We start from the raw sequence: 24,426 nt of genomic DNA on the forward strand, positions 1-24,426 counted from the left end.
GTACTTGTGCCGATGGTCGGGCAGCGCGGCGCGGGCCGCCTCATAAGCAGTATGCAGGACGCGACGCGGGGATTTGCTCGTCTTCACAACTCATACTACGGAACCTCGTCGACGCCGGTTCACCGGTTTTCTACAGAGCAAGAATTTGCCGTTTCTCGTCCGTTGGGGAGATGAACGCTGCTCCGTCATGTTCTGGAACGCCTATAACGGCGTGATGCTCCACATCGACGAGGACCCCGTCAGGGCCCACGCGACGGTGGAATACCTCAAAGGACACGGATACCCGGTCTTCGACTCGACCGAGGAGGCCGAGCAATGGGCCAGGGAACACGGCTGGCCGCGGAAGCCGAGAACCGACTGAACCTCCGCCATGCCTGGCCTGCTTCCCCCGTCGTCAGAGGGCCGATGTCGTCCATCGCCCACCCTCGGGAGGCTTTCACGCGCGAGGGGGGGGAGGGGGGCACGGGTCGACGAACCGTTCACGCCATACTGAGGGCACCCCGCGTCAGCGGCAGAGGTCTTCCAGCAGCGAGCGCAGGTCGTCGGCGGAGGGGGCGTCGGTGAGTTCGACGTGCCCCATTCGGCGGGGGAGGACCAGGCGGACGCGGCCCCCCTTGTTCTTCTTGTCGCGGCCCATCGATTCGAGGATGGCGGCGGGGTCGAGGCCGGACAGGGAGGTCGGCAGGCCGAACCGGGCCAGGAGGCGGACGAGGCGCTCGGTGAACGCGGCGTCGACCCAGCCGAGGCGCTCGGCCAGGCGGCTCTCGGCGACCATGCCGACGGCCACGGCCTCGCCGTGCTGGAAGGCGCCGCCGTAGCCGGCCGTCGCCTCCACGCCGTGGCCGATGGTGTGGCCGAAGTTCAGCACGGCGCGCAGGCCTGTCTGCTCGCGCTCGTCCTTCGAGACGACGTCGGCCTTCAGCTCGCAGCTCCTCGCGACGATCCGGCGCAGGCGGTCGGGACGGCGGGCGAGGATGGCGTCGGCGTCGGCCTCCAGCTCCTCGAAGAACGGGGCGTCCAGGATGACGCCGTACTTCACCACCTCGGCCAGCCCGCAGCGCAGCTCGCGATCGGGCAGGTCGCCGTTCGTGGCGACGTCGATCCACACGGCGACCGGCTGGTGGAACGCGCCGACGATGTTCTTGACCTTCGGCAGGTTGACCCCCACCTTGCCGCCGACGGCGCTGTCCACCTGGGAGAGGAGCGTGGTGGGGACCATGAACAGCGGCAGCCCGCGCGCGAACGTGGCCGCGACGAACCCGCCGAGGTCGCCCATCACCCCGCCGCCGACGGGCACGACCAGCGCGTGGCGGTCGGCGGCCATGGCGACGAGCTTCTCGAAGAGCGTGGCGGCGACGTCGAGGCTCTTGCTCGCCTCGCCGGCCGGGACGACGGCCGCGGTCGCGTCGATCCCGATCGCGGCGAGGGCGTCGCGCGTGAGGCCGGGGTAGGCGAGCGCGGCGACGTTGGAGTCGGTGATGATCAGCGCCTTGCGGCAGGACTTGCCGGCCCAGGTCCGGCGCAGCGCGGCGTCCAGGCGGGCGGGCAGGGCGTCCCAGCCCCCCTCGGCGACGAAGACGTCATAGGAGCGATCGCCCAGCGCCACGGGGACGGTCGTGGTGGAGGCCTCGGGTGGGGATGGCATGTCTCGGCCCGATAACTGCGGAGTGAGTGGGGAGGTCGATCGACCGCGCGGGAGCCCGAGCACCAAGTGTACCACGGGGCGGGGCCGGCGGGGTGGGCGCCGATCTCGACGCTGCTTGACCCCGCTGCTAGAGTGGAATTGGCTCGACGCCCGCATACCGCCAAGGCGGCAACCCCTTTCGAGCATCCGGCGCATGAGCGATCTGCTGACGTGGTCGCCGATCCCCCTGGGGCGTTGGTTCGGGACGACGGTCAGGGTCCACGTCTCGCTCCTCGCGCTGATCGTCCTGACGCTGCTGGAGGGGCCGTTCCGGGGAGGCCCGCGGGGGCCGGCCGCCGGGATGATCGAGGCCGCGGCCTGGCTGGTCCTGTTCCTGATGGCCCTGGCCGTCCACGAGGTCGGCCACGCGCTGGCGGCGTGGGCCGCCGAATGCGAGATGGAAGACGTCCACCTCTGGCCGCTCGGGAGCCTGACGCGGCCGTCCGAGCCCCCGCGAGATGTGGGCTACATGCTCTCGGTGCTGGCCGGGCCGTTCGCCAGCGGGGCGGCGGCGCTGACCGCCGCGGCGGCGCTGGGCGTGTTCTGGGATTGCCAGTTCGCGTGGTACCCGCTCGTCCGGGACGCCGACCCCGGCGCGCCGTGGCTGCACGGCGCGACCAAGGTGGCGCCGATGACGGTGCCCTGGCTGGTCGGCTGGTTCGGGTTCGTGAATTACTGGCTGTTCCTGGCGAACCTGCTGCCCGCGCCCCCGTTCGACGGCGGGCGGCTGTTCCGCTGGTTCCTCGCGAACGCGTCCCCCGCCCCGACGCGCGACGGCCTGGCCGCGCCGTGGACGGCTCGCGCGGTGGCTGCGCTGCTGTTCCTCGTCGGGCTGGTGCGGGTCCTCGCCGGGGGCCGGCTGGACGGGTTCGCGTTCATCGGCATGGCGCTGCTGGTGGAGTTGATGGTCCGGTCGGAGGCCCGCATCCGGGAGGACGGCGGCTACTTCGACGACTCCCAGTTCGGCTATGATTTCTCCCAGGGCTACACCAGCCTCGAGGGAGACGCCGCCAAGATCGGCCCCTATCGCGAGAGCGCGCTGAAGCGGTGGCGTCGCCGTCGCTCCGACCTCCGACGCCAGCGCCGGATCATGCGCGAGGTCGCGGAGGAACGCCGGATGGACGAGATCCTCGACAAGCTGTACCGCGAGGGGAAGGCCGCGCTGACCGACGAGGAGCATCGCTTCCTCGTGCGCGTCAGCCGGCGATTCCGCGACCGCCAGAAGACTCAGGACTGAGCCCCGCCGATGCCCAAGCCGCCGCCGCTCCCGCCCGCCTCCCGCCGACCCCGTCGGGATGAATTGAAGCCCGACGAGAGCCCGTGCGACTACTGCACCGGCAAGTGCTGCCGCTACATCTCCACCCCGATCGAGACCCCGACCGCCTGGGACGACTTCGACACCATCCGATGGTTCCTGGCCCACGGCCGGACCATGATCTACGTCCACGAGGAGACGTGGTACCTCCTGGTCTCCTCCGACTGCCAGTATCTCCTGCCCGACAACCGCTGCGGCATCTATCACGACCGTCCCAAGATCTGCCGCGAGTACTCCTCCGCCGAGTGCGAGTACGAGGACGACTGGAACTTCGACAAGCTGTTCGAGACCCCCGAGCAGATTTGGGAGTACGCCGCCGCCCTCCTCCCGCCGCGTCGAAAGCCGCCGGCGCCGAAGTCGAGGGGGACGCAGTTGCTGCCGATCGTGACGCTGCCGTGATCGCGGGGGATGCCCGTGCATGAGCTTGAGTGCCGGCGGACGCGCAGCGAGCGATCTGGAGGAGACCATGGGCGAGATACGCCGATAATTCGCCACGGGGGTGGAACGAGGGACGGTCGCCGGCCAAGATTAGATGCATGGCCAATCGCTCCAACCACTACGAGGCGGCGTTCGAGGCGTACATCCGCGCCTTGCGGGTGCCCTGCGTGGCGGTGGACGAGGCGAAGCGGGCGATTTTCGGCGATGGGGGGGTGAAGAACCCCGACTTCTTGCTGTATCCTCGATTCGCGGAGAACCTGGTCGTCGAGGTGAAGGGGAAGCGCGCCCGGGATCGCCGGGGGCGTCGGGACTGGGAGAACTGGGTCACGACGGACGACCTCGACGGGCTGGTCCGCTGGGGCGAGCTGTTCGGCCCCGGGTTCCGGCCGATCCTGGCCTTCGCCTACGCCGAGGCGCCGATGGAATTCGGTCTGCCCCGCCACGACGGGGCCTTCGAGTTCCGGGGCCTGGCGTACCGGTTCTGGGCCGTGGGGCTGGACGACTACCTCGCCCACCTGCGGTCGCGAGGGCCGGCGTGGAAGGCCGTGGCGATGGCCCGCCGGGCGTTCCGCCGCCGCGTCCGCCCGCTCTCCGAATGGCTCCCGATGCTCCCCGAGGCTCCCCAACGTCCCAGGCCCGTCAAGGAACGCGAACGATGAACACGAACCGAAGCCGTTGGACCCGCGCGATCGCCGTCGGGATGCTGGCCCTCGGCCTGGGCCTCTCGGGCGTCGCTCGGGCGCAGGACGGGGATTATGCCGAGGAAGGCGAGGCCTCCGAGGGCCGCTCGCTGGACGGCTACTTCGGCACCGGCATCATGGCGGTGCTGGCCGTCTTCATCATCGGCAAGAGCGCCCGTCGTTGAGCGAGGTCGGGATGGCGATCGACTGGGCGGCGATCCGCGAGGCCGAGTTCCCCGTCGCCGGGGCCTGGGCCTACTTCGACCACGCCGCCGTCGCCCCCATCCCGAACCGCGCCGCGCTCGCCGTCTCGCGATGGGCCGGGAACCAGGCCGTCAACGGCTCGACCGAGTGGCCCCGTTGGGGCGCGAAGGTCGACGCGCTGCGTGGCGACCTTGCCGCGTGGATCCACGCCGAGCCGGCGGAGATCGCCTTCGTCGCCAACACCACCCACGGCATCGGCCTGGTCGCCGAGGGGTTCCCCTGGCGTCCCGGCGACAACGTCGTGGTCCCGGCCGACGAATACCCCTCCAACGTCTACCCCTGGATGAACCTCGCCGATCGCGGCGTGGAGACCCGCCTGGTCCCCTCGCGCGACGACCGCGTCCTGATCGACGACATCCGCGACGCGATGGACGACCGGACCCGAATGCTGGCCGTCAGCCACGTCGAGTTCGCCACCGGGTTCCGCAACGACCTCGACGCGCTGGGGGCGCTTTGCCGAGACCGCGGGGTCGCCCTGTTCGTCGACGCCATCCAGGGCCTCGGGCCGCACGCGCTCGACGTGCGCGAGACGCCGGTCGACTTCGCCGCGGCCGACTCGCACAAGTGGCTGCTGGGGCCGGAAGGGGCGGGCTTCCTGTACGTCCGCCGCGAGTGGATCGACCGCCTGCGGCCGATCGGCGTGGGTTGGAACAGCGTAGTCGGCTCCTTCGCCGCCGGGGGGCTGGACTTCACTCTCAAGCCGGACGCCCGGCGGTGGGAGGGGGGCTCCTGGAACATGCCGGGCCTGGCCGGCTTCGCCGCCAGCATGAGCCTGCTCCGCGAGATCGGCCCGGAGGCGCTCTCGGCGCGGATCCTGGAGCGAGCGGAGGCGACGCGCGCGGTCGTGTCCGAGGCCGGCTGGCGCGTGATCGGGCCGTCGCGGCCGGAGGAGCGCTCGGCGATCGTCACGGCGGCGGCCGACGGCGTCGACCCCGACGCGGCCGTCGCGACGCTCCGGGTCCGCAAGGTGGTCGCCTCGTGCCGCCGGGGCCGCCTTCGCCTGAGCCCGCACGTCTACACCGACGCCGACGACCTCGGCCGCCTTCGCGACGCCCTCGTCGCCGCGCGCCGGGGCGATCCGTCCACCGGAAAGGACTCCTGATGCCCGCCAAGGAAACCCGACGCGCCGCGAACCGGAAGGCCGTCTTCGCCGGCACGTTCGACCCGATCTCGCTCGGGCACCTGGACGTCATCCGGCGCGGCCGGGAGCTGTTCGACCACCTGGTCGTCGGGATCGGCGTCCACCCCACCAAGAAGTCGCTGTTCACCATCGACGAGCGCATCGCGTTGGCCCGTCGCGTGGTGGAGCCGTTCGACAACGTCAGCGTCGAGGGGTTCGAGGAGCTGACCGTCCAGTACGTCCGTCGCGTCGGCGCGCGCGTCATCCTGCGCGGGCTGCGGACGCTGACCGACATGGAATACGAGTTCGGGATGACGCTGACCAACCAGAAGCTGGATCCGGAGATCGAGACCGTCTTCCTGATGGCCGACGGCCAGTATTCGCACGTCTCCAGCTCGCTCGTCCGCCAGGTCGCCCGATTCGGCGGCGCCGACTCGCTGCGGCCGTTCGTCCCGGAGTTCGTGATCGAGCCGATCCTCGCCAAGCTCCGCGAAGATCGGGAGGACGGGCCCACCTTCGACTACGACAAGGGCGGCTCCGCGCCGACGATCACGCCGACCTGACCCGCGCGGGCAGCCCCGGCCGTCATCGCATGTGGCCGCCGAAATTCCCCCCGCCGCCCGGCGCGCCGCCACCGCCGCCGAAGCCTCCTCCCATACCGCCCCCTCCGAAGCCCCCCGGTGTCCCGCCGCCGAAGCCGCCCGGCGAGCCTCCGCCGAAGCCGCCGACCGGGCCGCCCCCTCCGAATCCACCCGCCGGACCGCCGCGCATCGCGCCGAAGCCGCCGCCGACACCGACATCGCCGCCGCGCATCCCGCCGCTGAACGGGGCGCCGCCGTTGTAGACGCCAGCTCCGAAGTTCCCGGAGTTGGCGAAGCCCCCCGGCTGACGCATGCCGCCGGTGAAGCCGCTCCCGACGGCGGGGCCGCCGCCGGGGGCAAGCCCCGGGTTCAGCGGCTGGCCGCCGAACCCCGGCTGGACCCCGCCGCCCCGCATCGCCCCGGGATCGACCCCCGCGGGCCCCTGGATCCTCGGCGCGAAGCCGGCCGCGGCCGCCGCCGCCGCGACGTTGGGGTTGCGCATCGCCCCCTGCCACCCGCCGTTCGGGGTGACGAGCGTCTCGGCCCCGCGGGCGCTGGGGAGCATCCCGGGGCCTAGCTGCGGGTTGAATCCGCCCGCCGTCGCGTTCGACGCCGCCTGGCGCATCCGGCCGATGCCGGCGTCGCCGGCCCCGCCCCGCATCATCTGCCCGACGCCCGGCACGTTCACCATGTTCCCGGCCCCGGCGCCGGCGTTGTTGGACAGGGCCGGCCGCGCCACATGATGTTCCTGGCGCATCGTCGGCGCGACGCCGTTATACGCATGGTGCCAGGTCGGCGGCCGCCGCGCCTCAGTCCGCGTCATCCCGACCGCCGCCGGGGCGGCATCCGCCCTCGCCGACCGCATGCCGACGAGCGCCGGGTTACTCCCCAGCGACGCCAGGGGGCGGGTCGACGGCGGGGGCGCGATGAAGTCGCGCCGCGGGACGGCCGGCCCCTGGCGCATCGGCCCGCCCGCGGCGAGGCGATCGCCGATCGTCCCGCCGGGCCGGTCGGGCCGGTCGCCGCCGGTCGTCGGGGGCCGATTGTGCGGGGGCCGGTCATGCGGCGGCCTGACGGGCTGGACGTGGACGTGGTTCGGGAAGGGATAGAGGCCGCCCCAGATCGGGTTGCCCCCCCAGACGACGCCGGGATAGCCCCAGCCGCCCCAGCCGAGGCCGTTCCAGCCCCAGCCGCCGAACCCGAAGCTCCCCCAGCCGAAACCGCTCCAGCCCGAGAACCAGTTGGGGTAGCCGACGTTGAGGAGGCTCGGCCAGGCACCGATCGCCGGGCCGCTCCAGCCCCAGGTCCCCCAGCCGAACCCCGGCCAGGTTCCCAGAGCCACGCCGCTCCAGCCGGGGATTCCCCAGGCGTAGGGCCCGGGGTTCCACCCCGGCCATCCCCAGCCCCAACCGCTCCCAACCAGCCCCATCCCGCCGAACAGCGGATAGCCGGCCATCAGCGGCAGGATCATGTTCCCAAACCCGTAGTACGGCCGCCCCAGGCCATACGCGAGCGCGCCGGGGGGAGGGTATAGGATGGGCGACGCGAAGTAGGGATAGCCGAACCCGGCGAGCGCGGGGTAGTCGAGGTAGCCGTAGAAGGGGGCGAGGCGGCCGTAATCGGCGTAGGCGAAGTAGCGGCCTCCGGGGTCATAGCCGATGCCGGGGTAGCCGTCGTACCAGGATGTCCAACGGCCGAACGCCCCGTAGAGTTGCCCGTAGAGCTGCGGCGAGACGACCGTGTACGGGCGATAGGAGAGCGCCCGGCCCTCGGCGGCCTCGGCGACGGGCTCCGCGGGGGCGAAGAGGGTCCCGCGCTCCTCCAGCGGGAAGTCCCAGTATCCCGCCTGGTAGATCCAGCCCTCGGGCTGCCGGGTCCAGCTCGCGGGGACCCAGGCCCAGCCCGGCTTCGAATCGGCCCAGAAGCCCTTGCGCCAGACGAGCTTGTCCCCCTCGGGGACGTACTGGCCGGGGATGTAGAAGCAGCCTTCCTTCGGCGGCGGGCCGGGGTCGTCCAAAGGTCGACGTTCGGGAGGGCCTTCCGCGCGGAAGACGAGGCGGTCGGTGGAGCGGTCGCTCCAGAAGCCGGGCGTGCGCCGCCAGCCGTCGGCCTCGCGCTTCCACAGGCCATTGACCCAGAAGCGGTTCGGCGGCGGGACGCGCCACGTCCCCGTCACCCAGACGAAGCGGGAGGTGTCGACGTCCCATTCCCAGTAGCCGTCGATCCACCGGGCGTCCAGGGTCGGCGGATCGGACGCGGGCCACTCGACGACCGGCGGCGGGGGCGACTTCGGGACGGCCGGCGGCCGGACGTCTCGACGGGGCGACAGGAACGCCTCGTGGACCGGGCCGTGGGCCATGGCCCTCAGGTCGTCGCCGGGGGCTTCGGCCCGGAGCGACGGCGCCAGGACGATCGCCGCGAGGATCGCGAGACAACGGGGGCCGATCATGAAGCGCCGCATCGTCGGTGACTCCGGGACGGGGGACATCGCCAGATCGGTCCCCGTCATCTTGTATTATAGAGGGGTCGAGACGCGGGACGAGGAGGCGACGCGCCAGTATTCCGGAGCATGCAAAGCTCCGGCCGGCTCGGCGTCTTCCCCTTGTGGGCCGATGGATTTCGTCCTACAGTTCCTCGACGGGTCCACCGACCCACCTCCCACGATGAACGCGGCCGAGGAGCAGGGGGCATGAAGGCCGAACTCGTCCCCGATAACGGCGATCCGCCGATCCCGATCACGCGCGACCTCACCGTCGTCGGGCGTCGCGACGCCGACGTGGTCATTGACCATCCCGGGCTGTCGCGCCGGCATTGCGTCCTGGTGAAGACCGACGGCCTGCTGGTCATCCGCGACCTCGTCACCACCAATGGGACGAAGGTGAAGGGCCAGCGCATCCGGTGGGCCGCGCTGCTGCCGGGAGACCGGATCGCCCTGGGGGGCTACAAGATGCGGGTCTACCTCGGCCCCGACGACGCCCCGACGCCCTCCGACCTCTGGCGCAAGCGCGCCAGCAAGGCCGCCGAGCTTCGCCACGCCCAGGAGAACCTGCGCCGGGCCCAGAAGCCGACCCCCCCCAGCCGCTTCGGCTCCTTCGCCGCCCCCTCGCTGGAGGAGATGCCCTCCAGCGCGTCCAACACCGAGATCCCTTCCCCCCCGCCTCCCGCCGCCCCCGTCCGTCACGAGTTCGCGGACGACGACTCGGTCATCGAACTGGATTGACCATCCGACGCGACCGCTCCGGTATCCTGGTCCTCGACACCAGACCCCACCGGAGGACCGCGCCATGCCGGCAATTCGGAACGTCCTGCTCGCCCTGTCGACCTCGCTCCTGATCGGGGCGGCTCCCCCCGACCGCGAGCGATGCCTGTCGATCCTGCGGGAGGGGCTGGCGTCCGCCGAGTTCTGGCCGGCGATGCACGCGGCCGAGGCGCTCTCGGACGAGGGCGCCGGCGAGGAGGTTCGCCGCGCCCTGGCACCCCGGCTGGCGACCGTGACCGACGCCCAGCATCGCTGCGGGATCGCTCGCGAACTGGTCCGCGCCGGCGACCTCGCCCACGTCCGCGCGCTGCTGGATGTCCTCGCCGATCCCGACCCTCGCGGCCACGCCCATGCCGCCGAGAGCCTGTACAAGGTACGGCAGGTGGGTGACGGCGTCCTCCTGCGCCAAGCGATGGGCGACGGGGATCCTTCCATCCGCTCTCTGATGGCGGCGGCGGCCCTGGCCCGGTGGGGCAACCCCGAGGCATTCACGCGCCTCCGCGCGGCCGTCGGCCATGACGACCCGGCCGTCGCCCGGACGGCCGCGTGGCTCCTCGCCCGGGTCGGCGACGATCGCGACGTCGCCCCCCTCCGCGCCGCTCGCGCCCGCTTCGACGATCTCGTCACGATCGCCTACTTCGACCACGCGCTCGCCGCGCTGGGGGACGAGGAGGGGAAGGGGGCGTTGATCCGCAACCTGGACCACGACGACCCCATGATCCGCGTCCAGGCGTGCGAGTTCGCCCCGGACGCCCGCGCGACGGAGGCCGTGGACGCCCTGTCGCGGCGGCTCGAAGACTCGACGCTGGACGTCCGCGTCCGCGCGGCGCAGGCGATCCTGGCGTTGGGTCGGCCGCCGCGCGACGAGGCGGAATTCGCCGTCAACGTCTTCCCGGCCGACGCCGAGCATCCTCGGTATAGCGAGGGGTCGGTGATCGTCCTGCGCGACGGCCGCCTGCTCTACGCGACGACCGAGTTCGACGCCAGCTCGTCCGACTTCGCTCACGCGCGGGTCCAGGCCGTGGAGTCGGCCGACGAGGGGCGGACGTGGGGCCCCCGGCGCGTGCTCCAGGAGAATTCCGGCGGGATGAACGTGATGTCGGTCTCGCTGTTCCGTCTGATCCCGGGCGCGACATTCGATGGCCCGGTCGGCTTCCTCTACCTGCAGAAGGATTCGCACTCGGTCCTCAACGCCTTCCTGCGCGTCTCCGACGACGAGGGGGCGACCTTCGGCCCGCCGACGCGGACCACCACCGAGCCGGGGTATCACGTCGTGAACAACGACCGGGTGACGGTGCTGTCGACCGGCCGCCTGGTCGTGCCGACCTCCTCGACGGCCGACGTCGGCGCCAGCGGCAGTCGGTTCGAGGCGTCGTGCTTCCTCTCCGACGACCGGGGGAAGACCTGGAGTCGGAGCCGGACGGTGCTGCCGTATCCGAAGCGAGGGGCGATGGAGCCCGAGGTGATCGAGATGGAGGGCGGCCGGCTGCTGATGCACATCCGGACGCAGCTCGGCCACATCGCCGTGAGCGAGTCGACCGACGGCGGCGAGACCTGGAGCGAGGCGAAATCCTGGGGCGTCCCGGCCCCGGAGGCCCCGTCCACCCTGCGCCGGATCCCCTCGACGGGAGACCTGCTGCTGGTCTGGAACGACTCGGTGAAGCCGGGGTCGGATCACGGCGGGCCGCGGACGCCGTTGTCGGCCGCCGTCTCGCGCGACGAGGGCCGGACGTGGTCGAGTCCGATCTCCGTGGAGGGCTCGCCGGCCGAGACCTACGCCTACACCAGCCTGGCCTTCCATCGCGGCCGGGCGCTGCTGACCTACTACGTCGGCCCGCCGACGTGGAACCGGCTGTCCTCCCGGTTCCGGTCGATCCCGATCTCGCGGTTCTACGGGGAGGAGGCGACGGCGAAGCCCCCTGGGACGAGGTGACGATGCACGCTGATCCATCCTTCGGCCCCACCAACGAAAAACCGGACGAGCGACGGCCTGTGGGGCTGTCGGTCGTCCGGCGATGATGGCGGATGACGGCGATCGTTCGGCCCTTTGGGGGCGGACGCGCTTAGATGTCGTCGGATCGGGTGCGTCGGAGGTCGCGCCGGACTGGCGGGCCGAGGCGTTCGATCTGGCGGGCTTCCTGGGGCTCCAGGCGGCTCGCCTGGCGGTTCTCGCGCTGGATCGCCTCGTACACCTCTTGGCGGTGTACGGAGATCTCGATGGGGGCCGCGATCCCCAGGCGCACTTTATCGCCCCGAATATCGACCACCGTGATGACGATGTCGTCACCGATGATGATACTCTCGTCGCGGTGTCGGGACAGGACCAGCATCGTACTAGGCTCCTTCCTCCTGCCAACGAGGCCCGTGACCGTCCCCGTTCGCGCGGCCCGGGCTCTCGGCGTCCGCGAGCGTCGCGGGGGCGTCGAGAGGCCCTCGTATATCCGGGTGACAGGCCGCCGGCATCACGCCGTCGCTCGCAACGGGGTGAGGATGGGCGGTAGGGTCGGGTTCGTGACCTGGGGCGAGCCGGCCGACTCCAGGGGATACCGCACGGGATAGCGGCTGGAGGTGAGGACGAGCTGCCGCCCGAGGCGACGGACCGGGTTGAACACCAGCGGGCCCTGGAGGTTGACGGTCAACCCCCCCGATGCGCCGCGGCTCAAGACGACATAAATCATGGCGGACCGCTCGTCGGCCAGCTCCAGCGCCGCCCGGTCTCCGGGGCGGATCTCGACCCGATAGTCCCCGACCGCCATCGGGGGCGCGACCAGGCCGAAGGCCAGGTCGGGCGCCGTGGCGCTCTGGAGCCAGGACAGGCCGGACACCACCGGGTCGGGGAGGTGGAGGAACTGCGTATACGAGCGGAAGCCCAGCAGCCCTTCCGGGATCCGGTAAAGCTCGGACTCCTGGGCCTGGATCAGACCGAAACGGGTCGTGATGATGTTCACTTCCTGGTAACCTCCTTGAACGCCGGGCGGGGCGCATGCCAGCGTTGGGGCCGGGCATGGCCGATCTTCCTCGCATCGTGGCGACGGGCCTTCCAGGGGCGACCGGGACGGCGACCTCGCCGACCGTCGATCCCGTCCCGCCCCTCGGGGCCACGACGCATCCCGCGGACACCGCCCGCCCCCGGCCCGGGACGTGCATCCCGGCAAGCGAGGCGGGCTTGACCGACCGTAGTATCGACCCGCCCCGAACGGATTTCTTACCGCCCGCCGGTCGAAATTACATGCCGCGCGCACCGCGGAATGTCTGCGCCGATCGCTCCGCTCATGACGGGGGCGACGGTCCCGACTCGTGGCGCGGGAGTGTCGCCGGGGCCGGGCGCGGCCGGCCACCGCGGGCGTCTCCCCCGAGCCGCCCGTCGCGGCCCGGGGGCGGCAGCGATCGGCGGGAAAGGAGAGGCGCGTCCGACGGAGGTTGGTTCCGGCGGACGCCCCGGGATGTTTGCCGGTTCGGCGCGAAGGCGGGGAAGGTCAGTCGACCAGCTCGAAGTTGACCGTGTTCGACCTGGGCTCGACCTTGGCCTTGAGGCCCCCTTGCTCGGGGGACTCATATTTCTGGGGGATGGCGCTCGGGGCCTTCTTGTAGGCCTTCGCCACGTCCTCCTGGCGGTACAGGCCGCCGATCTTGTCGGCGTTCTCCTGGGCCGCCGACATGTCCGGCGTCCGCGAGGTGATGGCGACGACGTAGTCGCCGGGGAACGCCCCGTCGTCGTCCCCCTGCGTGGACAGCGAGAAGTATCCGTCCTTGATGACCCCCGTCGCGCCCCGCTGGTCCGCCGAGCCGCCCCCCGCGGGGTAGAACGAGATGGACCCCGCCGAGACGGGCTGTCCCTTGTACGTCACGTTGCCGGCGACCTTGTACCGCCGGCCGAGGCCGTCGTCGCCGCAGCCGGCGACCAGCAGGCAGGCCGCCGCCGCGGCGGCGAGGCTCCTCGCCCGCGCGACGGCGCGGCGGGCCGGGACCGAGAGTTCGAGCATGGCGTGCGTTCCTGAGGGTGGGCCGGCGCTGTCGATCGGCCGGCCCGCCGGGCCGAGTGGGATCGGGATCAATAAGCGTCGGAGCTGACGACCTCGCCGCCCGCCCGGCTCCCCAGGGCGCAGTAGGTCGGCGGCGCGATCGAACTCTTGAGGAAATGGACCGAGCCGTCGGCGAAGGCGAAGTTGGCCCCGCCGGGGTGCCTGCTCTTGGCCCCCTTGCTCGCGTAGCTGAACCGATTCTGCCAGTCCGGCGAGCCGAACGGCGTCGTGCCGTCGATCGGGGCCCGCAGGGTCTGCCAGTTGATCGGGATCGTCGTCCCGAACGTCGCCCCGTTGTTGTTCCAGAAGTTGCTGTCGGCCGCCTGAGCCGGCAGGACCTCGCCCACCATGATCGTGTTCGAGGTGCCGTCGGTGATCGAGCCGATGGTCACGGTGCCGATGCTCTTGATCCGGTACGAGAACATGCCGCGGAGCTGGCCGCCGGAATCGGCCGTGACCTGGTCGTTCCACGCCGTCCCCCAGAATCCCGGATAGCCGATCCTCGCCTGCCCGGGCGCCAGCGACGGCGGGTACGGGTAGGTCTCCCACGGGTTCTGGCCGGCGGTCAGGGCGCCGATCGCGTAGTTGTCGCCGAAGCTGCCGGCGTAGTTGCTGACCATCACCCGCGTCTCGGGCTGGTTGGTGAACGGGTTCGTCGGGCTGCTGCCGTTGGGATAGTTCCCCCAGGCCCCGGACGAGGACCGGATCCCCTGGCCCTGACCCTGGAAGTTGTCGTCCGACGGGCAGAGCCACGCCGAGCTGACCGTCATCAGGGCCGTCCACTGCGCCGAGCTGGAGACGATGTTGTTCAGCGGGAGGTTGAAGTTGATCGCGTTGTAGATCGCCCCCCCCTCCATCTGCGGGATCACCAGGGCTCGCCACGAGGCCAGGTTGTTGCCGCCGACCTCGCCCCCCCAGTTCGTCCCCCGGCTCTCGTCCGAGACGCCCCCGGGCGGGAAGGCCCCGTTGACGCCCTCGTAGTTCATCAGCGCCAGGCCGATCTGCTTCAGGTTGTTGGTGCACTGGGCGCGCCGGGCGGCCTCGCGCGCCGCCTGGACGGCCGGGAGTAGCAGGGCGATCAGGACGGCGATGATGGCGATGACCACCAGCAGCTCGATCAGCGTGAAAGCTCGTCTGTTCATGCGAGTGTCCTCCGATCAAACGACGCGGGGCGTGGCGCGATGCCCGGCCGAGAGCCGGGTCGGCGCGATCGATGCGGCACGCGCGGGCCCGACCCAGGACGCGAGGCGTGGAGGGGCCTCGACGCGCGGGGAAGGGTCAGGCGCGGCCGGTGGGAGCCATGCTTCAGGGGTTAGGGACTGGCTTGGAGTTGGGCTGTCGAGATCGCCACGCGACGAATGTCGCCGGCGACGAGGCGTCGAGATGATGCCGATCTTCGGGTACGACTGACCTTCTATATTAGGAATCTTCCCCCGTCAAGAGGCCGCCGAAAATGATTCGTTGCGCGGCCCGTCCTCATGACAAATGAAAGATTTCATAGTCGAGCACGCCTGGAGATTGCAAGTATTGGCGCGAGTTATTGATGGGGTTTGGGACCCGGGTTGGCGAGGCGGCGGGGGGTAGCTCGTGGCGCTGCCGGGCGTCGCGCGGCTCTCGCCGATTTCCCGGGCATTCCGTGGGTCGAACGGTCATGCAATGAATATTACACCGTGCCCCTCTTGCATGACGTGATTGCACCGGGTGTCGCGGCCCGCGGCGAGGTCGGGCGCTGGCCCCTGGATGATGGCGCTTAATAATTCAGACGATCACGCGCGCGGCCAATCATGTGGCCCCTCGGCCTTGTCCGCGAACGATATTTGGTCGCTTAGGGCTTGACGATGAGCGAATCGCGCGTATTCTATTGAGTGTCGAGCGTGACGCGCAAGCCTAGGTGCCTCTCCGCTCGGCCGGGGCGTCCGCCCTGTTCATCCGGCCTTTATCAGATTCGGCCCCGTCGACCCACCGTTCATTCGGGTCGACGGGGTCTTCTCGTTTGAACCGGGCGGGGCGCCGTGCGAGAAGCGGACTTGAAGGGTTGGCGGCGGGTCGGCGACCGTTTCGAGGTCGATTGGGCGGACGCCGTCTGGACGTTCGGGTTCGCTGAGGGGAGGGCGGGGCTGCTCCGCGAAGGGGCGTCGGGGCCGTTCCTGGCCCTCGTCGGCCTCGCCGCCGTCGGTCGCCGCGACGACGCCGCCTTCACGGCCGACTCGCTCGTCGACGTCGACGTGGTCCACGGGCGGCTGCTCGCCACCTTCGAGCCCCCCGGCTGGCACGGCCTCACCGTCCGGGCCGGTTGGGGCCCGTGTCGCGATGGCCGGGGGATGGACCTGGAGATCCAGGCGTCGGCCGACTCCGTCGGCGAGCTGCGCCGGCTGGAGGTCATGGCCGAGGCCCGGCCGAAGAGTTTGGTGGCTAGCCCGCCCGAGCCGCGCTTCATGGTCGTGCCCCGCGATCGCGTGGCGGCCGGCTCGTCCTACGACGGCAGGGAGCCGGACGCCCTGCTGGCACGGCTCATGACGTTGGAGGTCGCGCGGCCGTCGCCAGACGAGGCGCTCCCCGATCCTGGGGGAGTCGCGGCGGACCCGGACCTCGGCTTCCCCGGGGCCTTCCACGAGATCGCCCACCCCGACGACGTGGCGCGGGACATCTCGACCCAACTGCACGCGGCCGAGCCCATCCGCTACGCGTTCTTCGGGCACGACCTGGAGAAAGGGGTCGTGCTCCGCGGCCGGCTCCGGGGGGTCTTCCTCGCCGAATGGGGCGCCACGGGCTCCGAGCGGGAAAGCCTTCGGAGCGTCCTGCGCCTGGAGCGCGATCGATTCTTCGCGGAGCCGCCGCCGCTGCGGACCGACTGAGGCCCCCGGGGGCGGGCGTCGCGGTCGACCCCCGCGCTCACCAGACCGGCTGGCCGGTGGAGCGCATCACGGCGGTCCACAGGTCGCTGGCGGTGTCGAGCCGCCTCTTCTCGGCGACGGCCGTGGCGATCGGGACGTGGATCAACTCGTTGTGCATGGAGCCGATCAGCAGGTCGGTCTTTCCCGCCATCGCGGCGTGGACGGCCATGCGCGCCATCTGGTCGCTGAGGATCCTGTCCGACGGGTTCGCCGGCACCGACCGGATGAAGTAGCTGGGGTCCAGGTACTTCAGGTTCACGTCGATCGACCGCGACCGGAAGTGGGCGAGGATCTTGTCGCGCAGGAACAGGCCGATGTCGTGGAGCCTGGGGTTCCCGGAGGCGTCGGTCCCCAGCGCCTCCGCCGCCATGAACTCCTGCCCGGCCCCCTCCGCCACGACCACCAGGGCGTGGTCCTTCTCCAGCATCCGGCGCTCCAGGGCCGCGAGGAAGCCGTCGTCGCCGTCGAGCTTGAAGGGGACCTCGGGGATCAGGACGAAGTTGGCGTCCTGGCTGGCCAGCGAGGCGCCGGCGGCGATGTAGCCGGAGTGCCGGCCCATCAACTTCACCAGGCCGATGCCGTTGGGGGCGCATCGGGCCTCGACGTGCGCCCCGCGGAGGACCTCCTGGGCCTTCTCCAGCGCGGTGTAGTAGCCGAAGGAGGTCTGGACGTAATGGATGTCGTTGTCGATCGTCTTGGGGATGCCGACGACGGCCTTCTTGAGCCCGCGCCGGCGGGCCTCCCGGGCGATCGCCAGCGAGCCGCGCTGGGTGCCGTCGCCGCCGACGCAGAAGAGGATGTCGATGTTCTCGCGCTGGAGCGTGTCGACGATCGTCGCCGGTTCCTGCGGGCCCCGCGAGGAGCCCAGGACGGTCCCCCCCAGGTCGTGGATGTGGTCGACGAATTGCGGGGTCATCTCCACGAGCGGCCGGCCCACGGCGGGGTTCAGCCCCATGAAGCCGTCGCGGGCGCCGAGCACGCGGGGGATCTGGTAGTTGTACGCCAACTCCGAGTAAACCGACCGGATGACGTTGTTGAGCCCCGGCGACAGGCCGCCGCAGGTGACTAGCGCCGCGGTGGTCCGGGCGGGGTCGAAGTAGATGGTGCGTCGCGGCCCGGCCTCCTCCGCGCTGTAGACATCGTGGGCGGCGGCGTTCGCCCCGATGCGGAGGTCCAGGCGGATCCGCGCCGCGTCCTCGATGAACCCCACGCCCCGGAGCCGCGTGAGCGGCGAGGGGATCGTGCAGGGGCCGAGCGTGGTGATGTCCAGGTCCTGGGGCCGCGAGTAGTGCATGGCGGGGGCTCGGTGTGGGTTCGCGTGGCGGGTCGGGTCGCCCCCGCCGTCCGTCGTCCGTCGTCCGGAGCGGGGGAGTGTCGGCCTGGGTTCGCCGCGATCCGGCCCCCCTGCCGGCCTCTCGCCTTGGTCCTTGTCGGGGAGAGGCCGGCCGGGGGCAAGGCTTTCGCGTCAATGGCGGAAGTGGCGGCGTCCTGTCAGGATCATGGCCATGCCGTGCTCGTCGCAGGCCTCGACGGTCTCCGAGTCGCGCCTGGAGCCGCCCGGCTGGATGACGGCGGCGACCCCGGCGGCGGCGGCGACGTCCGGGCCGTCGCGGAACGGGAAGAAGGCGTCGGAGGCCAGGACGGCGCCGCGGGCGGCCTCGCCGGCCTTCGAGACCGCGATCCGCACCGAGTCGAGCCGGCTCATCTGCCCCGCGCCAACGCCCAGCAGCCGGCCCCCCTTCGCCACCACGATGGCGTTCGACTTGACCATCGCGCAGATCTTCCAGGCGAAGGCGAGGTCGCGGCGCTCGTCGTCGGTCGGGGGGCGCTTCGTGGCGACCTGGCCGGCGGACGGGTCGGCCTCTTGCTCGTCCCAGCCCTGGGCGAGCAGGCCCCCCTCGATGCGGCGGAGGTCCCAGCCGGAGGGGGCGGGGGAGGCCGGGCCGATCGGCTCGCCGAGTTCCACCAGCCGGACGCTGTTCTTCCAGGTCGGCTTCGTGGTCAGGAGTTCCAGCGCGTCGGCGTCGAAGCTCGGGGCGAGGATCGCCTCGAGGAACCGGCCGGGCCGGCACATCAGCTCGGCCGTCGCCCGGTCGACCGGGCGGTTCAGGCCGACGATGCCGCCGAACGCGGAGACGGGGTCGCCCTCGTAGGCGCCTTCGAAGGCGGTGGCGGGGTCGTCGGCGATGGCCGCGCCGCAGGGGTTGTTGTGCTTGAGCACGCAGGCGGCCGGGCCGTCGAACAGCTTGACGAGCCGAAGGGCGCTGTCGAGGTCCAGCAGGTTGTTGTACGACAGCTCCTTGCCGTGGAGGATCCGGGCCGTCGCCAAGTTCGGGCCGACGGCCTCGGGGTCGACGTAGAGCGCGGCGGCCTGGTGCGGGTTCTCGCCGTAGCGGAGCGTCTGCTTGAGCGAGAGCCGGAGGTCCAACGTGGCCGGGAACGGGCCGGATTCCGGGGCGGCCGTCTCCTCGGATTCCTGGGCTTCCAGGTAGGCGGCGATGGCGCGGTCGTAGGCGGCGGTCAGGGCGAACGCCTGCCGCGCCAGCCGCTTGCGGGTGGCCAGGCTGGTGCCGCCGCCGGCGCGGAACTCGGCCAGGAAGCCCTCGTACTGCGAGGGATCGGTCAGCACGGCGACGGCGTCGTGGTTCTTGGACGCGCCACGGATGAGCGACGGCCCGCCGATGTCGATGTTCTCGACGGCCTCCTCGTACGCGCAGTCGGGGCGGGCGATCGTCTGCTCGAAGGGGTAAAGGTTGACGACGACCAGGTCGATCGGCGGCATGTCGGCCGATTCCAGGGCCGTCATGTGCGCGGGGAGGTCCCGCCGGGCGAGGATGCCGCCGTGGATCCTGGGGTGGAGCGTCTTGACCCGGCCGTCGAGCATCTCGGGCTGGCCGGTGAAGTCGGCGACCTCGACGACCGGGAGCCCCGCGCCGGCGATGGCGGACTTCGTCCCGCCGCTCGCGATCAGCTCCACGCCGGCCTCGGCGAGGGCCCTCGCCAGTTCGATGAGGCCGGTCTTGTCGGACACGCTGAGGACGGCGCGTCGGATCGTCGCGCGGCCTTCCTGAGTCTCGGATTTCGCCATCGTGCTCTCGGGTCTCCGGAAACGTGAGGAGACGACGGGCGGTCGGGCCGCTCCGTCGTCTCGACGGGTCTCGGATCTCGGGGGGATCGGGTCAATTAAAAAGGCCGCTGGGTCATGTCGTCGGGCTCGGCGTCGGGGTCCGTGTCGGCCGGGGCGGCTTCGAACGGGTTGTGGATCTCCGTGATCCCCTCGGGCGGGACATAGCCGAACGGCTTGTCGCTGGGGGGCTGGAGGGGCTGGGGCGTGGTCGCGCCGACTTCTCGGAGGCCGAGGATGACGCCGGACTGCGTCGCCAGGAACAGCCGGTCGTCGAACCGCTCGGGGAACGAGAGGGTGAACTCGCGGAGGTCCAGGCCGGCGCGGCGGAAGGTGGCGGCGGGGTCGAGGAGGACCTTGCCGGAGTCGCGGGCGACGACCACCAGGTCGTTGTCGGGCGAGAGGAGGTAGACTTTCGTCGGGCTGACGCCCAGGAACTTGCCGTGGTCGGTGGCGGTCGTCCACTTGGCCTCGCCCGACGTGGGGTCGAGGACGCTGAGGTCGCCCCGGTCGTTGATGACGAAGATGCTGTCCTGCGCCACGATGGGCCCCTGCGAGATCGGGGCCCCGGACGGGAAGACCCACTGGATCTTGGCCGTGAGGACGTCGACCGAGTAGAGGTTGAAGTCGGCCGAGGGGATCAGGAGCGACCGGGTGCCGTGCGAGGCCAGCTCGGCGCCGATCGGGCCGCCGGTCGAGACGCGGTAGAGGTTCGTCGGCTCGTTCTTCAGGCTGACGTAGGTCCGGCCGTCGTCGCTGCCGAAGCAGACGATCCTGTCGCCGAACAGGGGCCGGGTGCGGACCGCGCCGCCGGTCGCCAGGTTCCACGACAGCTTGGGGGTGGAGCGGATCTTGACCGGCCGATCCCCTTCCTCCTCGCGGAGGTCGAAGCATCGAAGCATCCCGGTCCCCATCCCGACCACGACGTGGTCGTCGTCGGCGGTGGTGCCGCTGGTGGGGCTGGAGCCCAGGCCGTGCCGCCAGATGGTCCGGCCGGTATGCCGATCGAGGGCCGTCAAGACGTTGGCCGACGAGGCGAAGACGGCGTAGGAGTTCTGCGAGATCGGCATCGCGTTGGAGGAGTGTTCGCCGACCTGCGCCGACCACACGGGGCGGCCCGTCTCGACGTCGTAGGCGTGGATGAACCCCTGGTTCGTCTGGACGAACAGGTAGTCCTGGCCACGGCTGATCCGGAGCACCCGCTCCGAGCCGCCGACGGGGGCCACCGTCACCCACTGCCGCTCCAGGCCCAGGCGCGCGAGGGCCGCCCGGGACGGCACGGCGACGCTCGAGGCCTGCGATTGGGCGAAGGCGGTCGGCCCCGCCCAGCAGAGCAGCAAGGGCGCCCAGAGGAGAGCGAGTCGGCGGGACATGGTCGGTTCCTTCTTGGCTGAGCCCGGGATGACGCGCGCGATCGAGTCCGATACAGATGACTATGCCGACGATCCCGCCCCGGTCAAATGCCGCGACGCCGGAATCCGGCCGGGAGGGCGCGGATGCTCGGTTGATTCTATCGATACCGCCCCGCGGCGGTCCAACCCGACGTCGCCGCTTCCGCGAATTCCATCACCGGTCGGCGCGACCGTCGCCACGCGGCTCGTCGTCCGGGTCGACGAACCAGCGGCCGTCGACGGGCGGCGAATCGTAGTCGTCGTCCTCGTCCGTGGCGAGGCCGGGGATGGCCGGCGGCGGGGGCTCGGGACGCCCCATGCACTCGGGGCAGGCCTCCCAGACCCCGACGTAGGGCCTGGCGCACCGGGGGCAGAGCCCGGCGCCGCGTCGGAGCGTCGGCAGCGCCGCGCGGAGGCTCGCCCCCTCCTTGGTATGGCCGAAGGTCTCTGAGGCCCGCTCCACCAGCGCCACGACGTCCATTTGCAGGGGGCCCGACCGGAGCCGACGATGGACGAACGTCAGCATCCATCGGCCGAGTTCCGCGTCCAGTTCCCCGAGCGTCGGCTCATCCAGGCCCTCCGGCGCCTCCTCGCGTAGCTCCAGCACGCGGGCGGCGTCGTTCGCCTCGCGCGCCGCCTGGAGACGTTCGCGCCACCGGCCGGGGGATTCCCGAGGGGCGGGCGCGGGGCCGGGTGGCTCGGCGACAGGCTCGACGGGGGGCGCGTCGGGCTGGGTCGAACGCGGCTCGGCCGGTGCCTGGATGGCGCGACGATCCAGCAGGCTCAGCCAGTCGCCCAGGCCCCGAACCGGGACCGATGCGAGCAAGCCGGCGGCCACGTGCAGGAGGAGCGAGTATCCCGCCTCGGCCCAGGGGGCTATCCCTCCCGGCCCGGTCGCGACGATCGCGACGCCGCGTAATAGCCCGCACCCGAGGCCGATCGCCATGAGGAACGCCGACCGCTCCTCGTACCATCGCGCGACGCGGGGCGGGCTGGCGGGCTTGTCGGGGGAGGGGAGATCGTTCGTCATCGGGGGACGCTTCCCTGGAGTTCGGCCGGGTTCCACGGCGCGGCGACGGCAACCGCCCGTCGGCCACGGCCATTATCCCCGCCCGCCCGCCTCCCGGCCACCCGCTCGCCTGGAAGGGTGGCGGATACATTCCAAGGGTCCCGGGAGTTGGCTTCGTTCGCGCGCCGCGGTTTCGCCGAGTTTTTCGTTAAAATTATGCCCGGCATGGTTTTCAGGAAAAATTGCCTTGGCTTCGTTCGTCGATTTCGAACTGGTTTTCTCGATCGACGTCGCGCTCGTGCCGGCCCGGCGGGCGCGAGACGCGCGGCCCCCTTCCGGCGGGAATGGGGACGGGATGGGGCCGAGGCCCTCTCCGTTCTTGGAACGCGAGACGTCAGCGTCACCACGGGGACGGGTGGGCCTCGGTGACAGGTCGGCCCGCTGTGTCCACTGCTTCCGGGATGTCAAAGAACACGGTCATCAGACATCCGAACGGTCAGCGCCGGGGGCGTCGGGATTTCAGGAATCTCGGATTTTCTTGCGGGGGGGCCGTCGACCGCGCGCGACGAAGCCGGCGGCGTCGATCCTGGTGGGGTCGACGCCGCCGGCTTCGGGGCGCGGACGGATGGCGATGCCGGCGGTCCGTGTCAGCCGCCGAGCTGGCGGGCGATCCGGTTGACGAGCGCCGGGGGGGCCTGGAGGGTGTCTTCCAGGTGGTAGAGCATCCCGTAGGCGTCCTCGCCGGTGTCGGCGAAGTGCTCGCGGACGACTTCCACGGCCCGGAACCCCATCGACTTGTAGAAGTACTGCGCCGGGACGTTGGTCTCCCGGATCATCAGCGCGATGCGGTTCCTGCGCTGGATCGAGAGCTTGCCGACGAGCTTCGCGATCATCTGCCGGCCGACGCCCTGGCGGCGGAACTCGGGGTGGACGGCGAAGTCGAGGACGTGGATCCGGTTGCGGTGCAGCTCGTAGACCATGAAGCCCACGATGCGCTCGCCCTGCTCGGCGACCATGCCGATGCAGTTGCGCTGGCGGAGGACGCGGAGGAATTCCTCCTCGCACCAGGGCTGGTCGAAGCTGGCTTGCTCGATGCCCAGGACCTCCGGCATGTCGCGGCGGATCATCCAGCGGACATGCACCCGGAGCTGGGAGAGAGAGGTGGATACCGTGCCCATCGAGCCTCCTTCCGTGGATCGGATCGGATCGATCGTCGCCGGTGCGGCCCTGCCCTGGGCGGCCCGCGCGAGTCGCATGATTAAACCGACGACGGCGGTTCGTGGAAGTGCTGGAACGCGAACGCCTGGACTCAGTCGAAGAAGTGGGGACTCTCCCGCGATCGACCCGTCCGCCTCGTCGAATCGGGGCGGATTCTAGCGGAGGGCCCCAAGCCTGCCAAGGTCGCTTGAGGCCGCCTCGGACGGGCCGTTTGGAGGCCCGGGGAGGCCCGCCGTCGCGGAGTCGCCGGCCCCCTCATCGTCTATCGGCCGGCCGCCGCGCGGGCATGAGGAATCCGGCGGAATCGGCGGGACGAAGCGGGCCCGCCGGGGGGACGGCGGGCCTGTCCTAAGTAAACGGTCCCGATGCGACGGGGGTCAGAATCGGCCGAATGCGTACTGGGGATTGGCGGGGTCGAAGTCGGCGTCGGTCAGGCCGACGTTCAGCTTGATGCCGTCATAGGCGTATTCCTCGACCAGCTCCGGGGCGTCGCCGGGCGTCCGGGGCCAGTCGTAGGCCTCGTAGCGGACGGGGATACCCAGCTTGGAGTCGATGAACAGCCGGACCTTGTGGAAGAAGAAACCGGGCCGTTTATGGGGGTGGATGGCCTCGATGAGCATGCAGGGGGCGGAGCCCAGGCGCATGCGGGGGTCGAAGAGGACGACGGATTCCTCGTCGTTCAGCTCGGCCGCCCAGCGGTCCAGGACGGTGTCGATGAGGTGCGAGATCCCGGCGCTGGTCACGGGGTGACGGCAGCCTTCCATCGCGCGATCGCCGCGCGGGTCGAGCCGCATCGTGCCGGCCAGGACCTTGAAGAAGCCGACGTCATGGGCCAGGACGTAGCCGTCGTTGCGGCCCTCGACGTAGATGGCCTCTCGACCCTTCTTGGGCTGGTGGAAGCGGAAGTAGACGCTGTGGGGGCGATTCCGCGCCTTCATGGACATGACGTTCATCTCGGTCAGATGGCCGTCGATGCGCTCCCGCTTGTAGAAGGTGCAGGTGTAATCGTCGACGAGGTCGAACCTCGCCCGGCACTCCCTCATGATCCGCACGGCGCGGGCGGCCGGCCCCTCGACCGGGACCTTGGCGGAGACGTCGGCCGTCGCGGTCAGCGCGACGCGGGCGTCGGCCTCGACGGCGACGCCGTCGGAGGGCGAGTCGGCCGCGACGGCCAGGGCGAGGACCAGGAGCGCGACGGACGACCGTTTGACGAGCGACCCGATCGGGACGCGCCGCGAGACCGTGACCGTCGGCCCTCCGGATCGTGCTCGGAGCATATTATCGCCTCTCCAGCCGTTGGAGTGTTCGTCGTCGCCCTTGTCGCGCCGTCCCGTGCCGTGCGATCGCCGGGATCGACGCCGCGTCTCGTGCATGGGCGGGCCCCGCCTCCGGGCTTTCCCCGGCCCGCGGGCCCCCCCCGGCTTCCG

The 24,426-nt window shown here is 71.1% G+C and carries 22 protein-coding genes; 10 read left to right on the plus strand and 12 right to left on the minus strand.

Annotation, left to right across the window (positions count from 1 at the left end; genetic code table 11):
• Positions 1–187: 187 nt before the first annotated feature.
• Positions 188–361, plus strand: a complete 174-nt coding sequence (locus tag WG209_RS23055) for a hypothetical protein (protein ID WP_337177455.1) — start codon at positions 188–190, stop codon at positions 359–361.
• 144 nt (positions 362–505) lie between these two features.
• On the opposite strand, the gene aroB is transcribed toward WG209_RS23055, so the two are convergent.
• Entirely contained in the window at positions 506–1,645 is a 1,140-nt protein-coding gene (gene aroB, locus WG209_RS23060) for a 3-dehydroquinate synthase (protein ID WP_337177456.1), read from the minus strand.
• Positions 1,646–1,838: 193 nt separating this feature from the next.
• Here aroB and WG209_RS23065 point away from each other — a divergent pair, with 193 nt between their 5' ends.
• The 6 genes from WG209_RS23065 to coaD all read left to right on the plus strand — a co-directional run bounded on the left by WG209_RS23065 (position 1,839) and on the right by coaD (position 6,064).
• The gene (locus WG209_RS23065; protein ID WP_337177457.1) at positions 1,839–2,921 is read left to right on the plus strand and encodes a site-2 protease family protein; all 1,083 of its coding nucleotides are present in this window, start codon (positions 1,839–1,841) and stop codon (positions 2,919–2,921) included.
• Positions 2,922–2,930: 9 nt separating this feature from the next.
• On the plus strand, positions 2,931–3,398 hold the full coding sequence (locus tag WG209_RS23070) for a YkgJ family cysteine cluster protein (RefSeq protein ID WP_337177458.1): 468 nt from the start codon (positions 2,931–2,933) through the stop codon (positions 3,396–3,398).
• Positions 3,399–3,535: 137 nt separating this feature from the next.
• Positions 3,536–4,096 (plus strand): HYExAFE family protein, encoded by a 561-nt coding sequence (locus WG209_RS23075; protein ID WP_337177459.1) that lies wholly within the window; start codon positions 3,536–3,538, stop codon positions 4,094–4,096.
• Entirely contained in the window at positions 4,093–4,302 is a 210-nt protein-coding gene (locus tag WG209_RS23080; RefSeq protein WP_337177460.1) for a hypothetical protein, read from the plus strand. Before WG209_RS23075 ends, WG209_RS23080 begins: the two co-directional genes overlap by 4 nt.
• An 11-nt stretch (positions 4,303–4,313) precedes the next feature.
• On the plus strand, positions 4,314–5,483 hold the full coding sequence (locus tag WG209_RS23085; protein WP_337177461.1) for an aminotransferase class V-fold PLP-dependent enzyme: 1,170 nt from the start codon (positions 4,314–4,316) through the stop codon (positions 5,481–5,483).
• A complete protein-coding gene (gene coaD, locus WG209_RS23090; protein ID WP_337177462.1) occupies positions 5,483–6,064 on the plus strand; it encodes a pantetheine-phosphate adenylyltransferase in 582 nt (193 codons plus the stop codon). Before WG209_RS23085 ends, coaD begins: the two co-directional genes overlap by 1 nt.
• 22 nt (positions 6,065–6,086) lie before the next feature.
• Here the strand turns inward: coaD and WG209_RS23095 are convergent, their stop codons facing one another.
• Positions 6,087–8,543 (minus strand): hypothetical protein, encoded by a 2,457-nt coding sequence (locus WG209_RS23095; protein ID WP_337177463.1) that lies wholly within the window; start codon positions 8,541–8,543, stop codon positions 6,087–6,089.
• A gap of 228 nt (positions 8,544–8,771) precedes the next feature.
• On the opposite strand from WG209_RS23095, the gene WG209_RS23100 reads away from it, so the two are divergent.
• Together WG209_RS23100 and WG209_RS23105 are read left to right on the plus strand one after the other, a co-directional pair.
• Entirely contained in the window at positions 8,772–9,302 is a 531-nt protein-coding gene (locus WG209_RS23100) for an FHA domain-containing protein (RefSeq protein ID WP_337177464.1), read from the plus strand.
• 64 nt (positions 9,303–9,366) lie between these two features.
• Positions 9,367–11,274: an exo-alpha-sialidase gene (locus tag WG209_RS23105; protein WP_337177465.1), complete on the plus strand. Its 1,908-nt coding sequence runs from the start codon at positions 9,367–9,369 to the stop codon at positions 11,272–11,274.
• 130 nt (positions 11,275–11,404) lie between these two features.
• Here the strand turns inward: WG209_RS23105 and csrA are convergent, their stop codons facing one another.
• From csrA to WG209_RS23125, 4 genes are all read right to left on the minus strand, one after another.
• Complete coding sequence (gene csrA, locus WG209_RS23110; protein WP_337177466.1) at positions 11,405–11,671, minus strand: carbon storage regulator CsrA; 267 nt, start codon at positions 11,669–11,671, stop codon at positions 11,405–11,407.
• 132 nt (positions 11,672–11,803) lie between these two features.
• Positions 11,804–12,289: a flagellar assembly protein FliW gene (locus WG209_RS23115; RefSeq protein WP_337177467.1), complete on the minus strand. Its 486-nt coding sequence runs from the start codon at positions 12,287–12,289 to the stop codon at positions 11,804–11,806.
• A gap of 528 nt (positions 12,290–12,817) precedes the next feature.
• Positions 12,818–13,324, minus strand: a complete 507-nt coding sequence (locus tag WG209_RS23120; protein ID WP_337177468.1) for a hypothetical protein — start codon at positions 13,322–13,324, stop codon at positions 12,818–12,820.
• A 68-nt stretch (positions 13,325–13,392) separates the two neighbouring features.
• Positions 13,393–14,505: a DUF1559 domain-containing protein gene (locus WG209_RS23125; RefSeq protein ID WP_337177469.1), complete on the minus strand. Its 1,113-nt coding sequence runs from the start codon at positions 14,503–14,505 to the stop codon at positions 13,393–13,395.
• Positions 14,506–15,390: 885 nt separating this feature from the next.
• Between WG209_RS23125 and WG209_RS23130 the strand changes: the two genes are divergently transcribed.
• Positions 15,391–16,218 (plus strand): hypothetical protein, encoded by an 828-nt coding sequence (locus WG209_RS23130; RefSeq protein WP_337177470.1) that lies wholly within the window; start codon positions 15,391–15,393, stop codon positions 16,216–16,218.
• A gap of 37 nt (positions 16,219–16,255) precedes the next feature.
• On the opposite strand, the gene WG209_RS23135 is transcribed toward WG209_RS23130, so the two are convergent.
• The 6 genes from WG209_RS23135 to WG209_RS23160 form a co-directional block, all read right to left on the minus strand.
• The gene (locus WG209_RS23135; protein WP_337177471.1) at positions 16,256–17,551 is read right to left on the minus strand and encodes an ATP-dependent 6-phosphofructokinase; all 1,296 of its coding nucleotides are present in this window, start codon (positions 17,549–17,551) and stop codon (positions 16,256–16,258) included.
• Between the two features lie 171 nt (positions 17,552–17,722).
• Positions 17,723–19,345 carry a bifunctional phosphoribosylaminoimidazolecarboxamide formyltransferase/IMP cyclohydrolase gene (gene purH / locus WG209_RS23140; RefSeq protein WP_337177472.1) on the minus strand — a complete coding sequence of 541 codons (1,623 nt, stop codon included), beginning with the start codon at positions 19,343–19,345 and terminating at the stop codon, positions 17,723–17,725.
• 95 nt (positions 19,346–19,440) lie between these two features.
• Positions 19,441–20,754 carry a PQQ-binding-like beta-propeller repeat protein gene (locus WG209_RS23145; protein WP_337177473.1) on the minus strand — a complete coding sequence of 438 codons (1,314 nt, stop codon included), beginning with the start codon at positions 20,752–20,754 and terminating at the stop codon, positions 19,441–19,443.
• 193 nt (positions 20,755–20,947) lie between these two features.
• A complete protein-coding gene (locus tag WG209_RS23150) occupies positions 20,948–21,802 on the minus strand; it encodes a hypothetical protein (RefSeq protein ID WP_337177474.1) in 855 nt (284 codons plus the stop codon).
• Positions 21,803–22,428: 626 nt separating this feature from the next.
• A complete protein-coding gene (rimI, locus tag WG209_RS23155; RefSeq protein WP_337177475.1) occupies positions 22,429–22,959 on the minus strand; it encodes a ribosomal protein S18-alanine N-acetyltransferase in 531 nt (176 codons plus the stop codon).
• A gap of 417 nt (positions 22,960–23,376) precedes the next feature.
• Positions 23,377–24,276, minus strand: coding sequence for a DUF1571 domain-containing protein (locus WG209_RS23160; RefSeq protein WP_337177476.1), 900 nt, complete (start codon positions 24,274–24,276; stop codon positions 23,377–23,379).
• Positions 24,277–24,426: the final 150 nt, after the last annotated feature.

Source organism: Paludisphaera sp., assembly GCF_037189885.1.
Lineage (GTDB): Bacteria > Planctomycetota > Planctomycetia > Isosphaerales > Isosphaeraceae > Paludisphaera.

Excerpts from the sequence above, each read along its gene's own strand:
- WG209_RS23085 (WP_337177461.1), top strand. The coding sequence starts at position 4,314 with ATGGCGATCGACTGGGCGGCGATCCGCGAGGCCGAGTTCCCCGTCGCC.
- rimI (WP_337177475.1), bottom strand. The coding sequence starts at position 22,959 with ATGGGCACGGTATCCACCTCTCTCTCCCAGCTCCGGGTGCATGTCCGC.
- WG209_RS23095 (WP_337177463.1), bottom strand. The coding sequence starts at position 8,543 with ATGCGGCGCTTCATGATCGGCCCCCGTTGTCTCGCGATCCTCGCGGCG.
- purH (WP_337177472.1), bottom strand. The coding sequence starts at position 19,345 with ATGGCGAAATCCGAGACTCAGGAAGGCCGCGCGACGATCCGACGCGCC.
- WG209_RS23105 (WP_337177465.1), top strand. The coding sequence starts at position 9,367 with ATGCCGGCAATTCGGAACGTCCTGCTCGCCCTGTCGACCTCGCTCCTG.
- WG209_RS23075 (WP_337177459.1), top strand. The coding sequence starts at position 3,536 with ATGGCCAATCGCTCCAACCACTACGAGGCGGCGTTCGAGGCGTACATC.
- csrA (WP_337177466.1), bottom strand. The coding sequence starts at position 11,671 with ATGCTGGTCCTGTCCCGACACCGCGACGAGAGTATCATCATCGGTGAC.
- WG209_RS23065 (WP_337177457.1), top strand. The coding sequence starts at position 1,839 with ATGAGCGATCTGCTGACGTGGTCGCCGATCCCCCTGGGGCGTTGGTTC.
- WG209_RS23120 (WP_337177468.1), bottom strand. The coding sequence starts at position 13,324 with ATGCTCGAACTCTCGGTCCCGGCCCGCCGCGCCGTCGCGCGGGCGAGG.
- WG209_RS23125 (WP_337177469.1), bottom strand. The coding sequence starts at position 14,505 with ATGAACAGACGAGCTTTCACGCTGATCGAGCTGCTGGTGGTCATCGCC.
- WG209_RS23055 (WP_337177455.1), top strand. The coding sequence starts at position 188 with ATGTTCTGGAACGCCTATAACGGCGTGATGCTCCACATCGACGAGGAC.
- WG209_RS23145 (WP_337177473.1), bottom strand. The coding sequence starts at position 20,754 with ATGTCCCGCCGACTCGCTCTCCTCTGGGCGCCCTTGCTGCTCTGCTGG.
- WG209_RS23070 (WP_337177458.1), top strand. The coding sequence starts at position 2,931 with ATGCCCAAGCCGCCGCCGCTCCCGCCCGCCTCCCGCCGACCCCGTCGG.
- coaD (WP_337177462.1), top strand. The coding sequence starts at position 5,483 with ATGCCCGCCAAGGAAACCCGACGCGCCGCGAACCGGAAGGCCGTCTTC.
- WG209_RS23135 (WP_337177471.1), bottom strand. The coding sequence starts at position 17,551 with ATGCACTACTCGCGGCCCCAGGACCTGGACATCACCACGCTCGGCCCC.
- WG209_RS23080 (WP_337177460.1), top strand. The coding sequence starts at position 4,093 with ATGAACACGAACCGAAGCCGTTGGACCCGCGCGATCGCCGTCGGGATG.
- WG209_RS23100 (WP_337177464.1), top strand. The coding sequence starts at position 8,772 with ATGAAGGCCGAACTCGTCCCCGATAACGGCGATCCGCCGATCCCGATC.
- WG209_RS23160 (WP_337177476.1), bottom strand. The coding sequence starts at position 24,276 with ATGCTCCGAGCACGATCCGGAGGGCCGACGGTCACGGTCTCGCGGCGC.
- WG209_RS23150 (WP_337177474.1), bottom strand. The coding sequence starts at position 21,802 with ATGACGAACGATCTCCCCTCCCCCGACAAGCCCGCCAGCCCGCCCCGC.
- aroB (WP_337177456.1), bottom strand. The coding sequence starts at position 1,645 with ATGCCATCCCCACCCGAGGCCTCCACCACGACCGTCCCCGTGGCGCTG.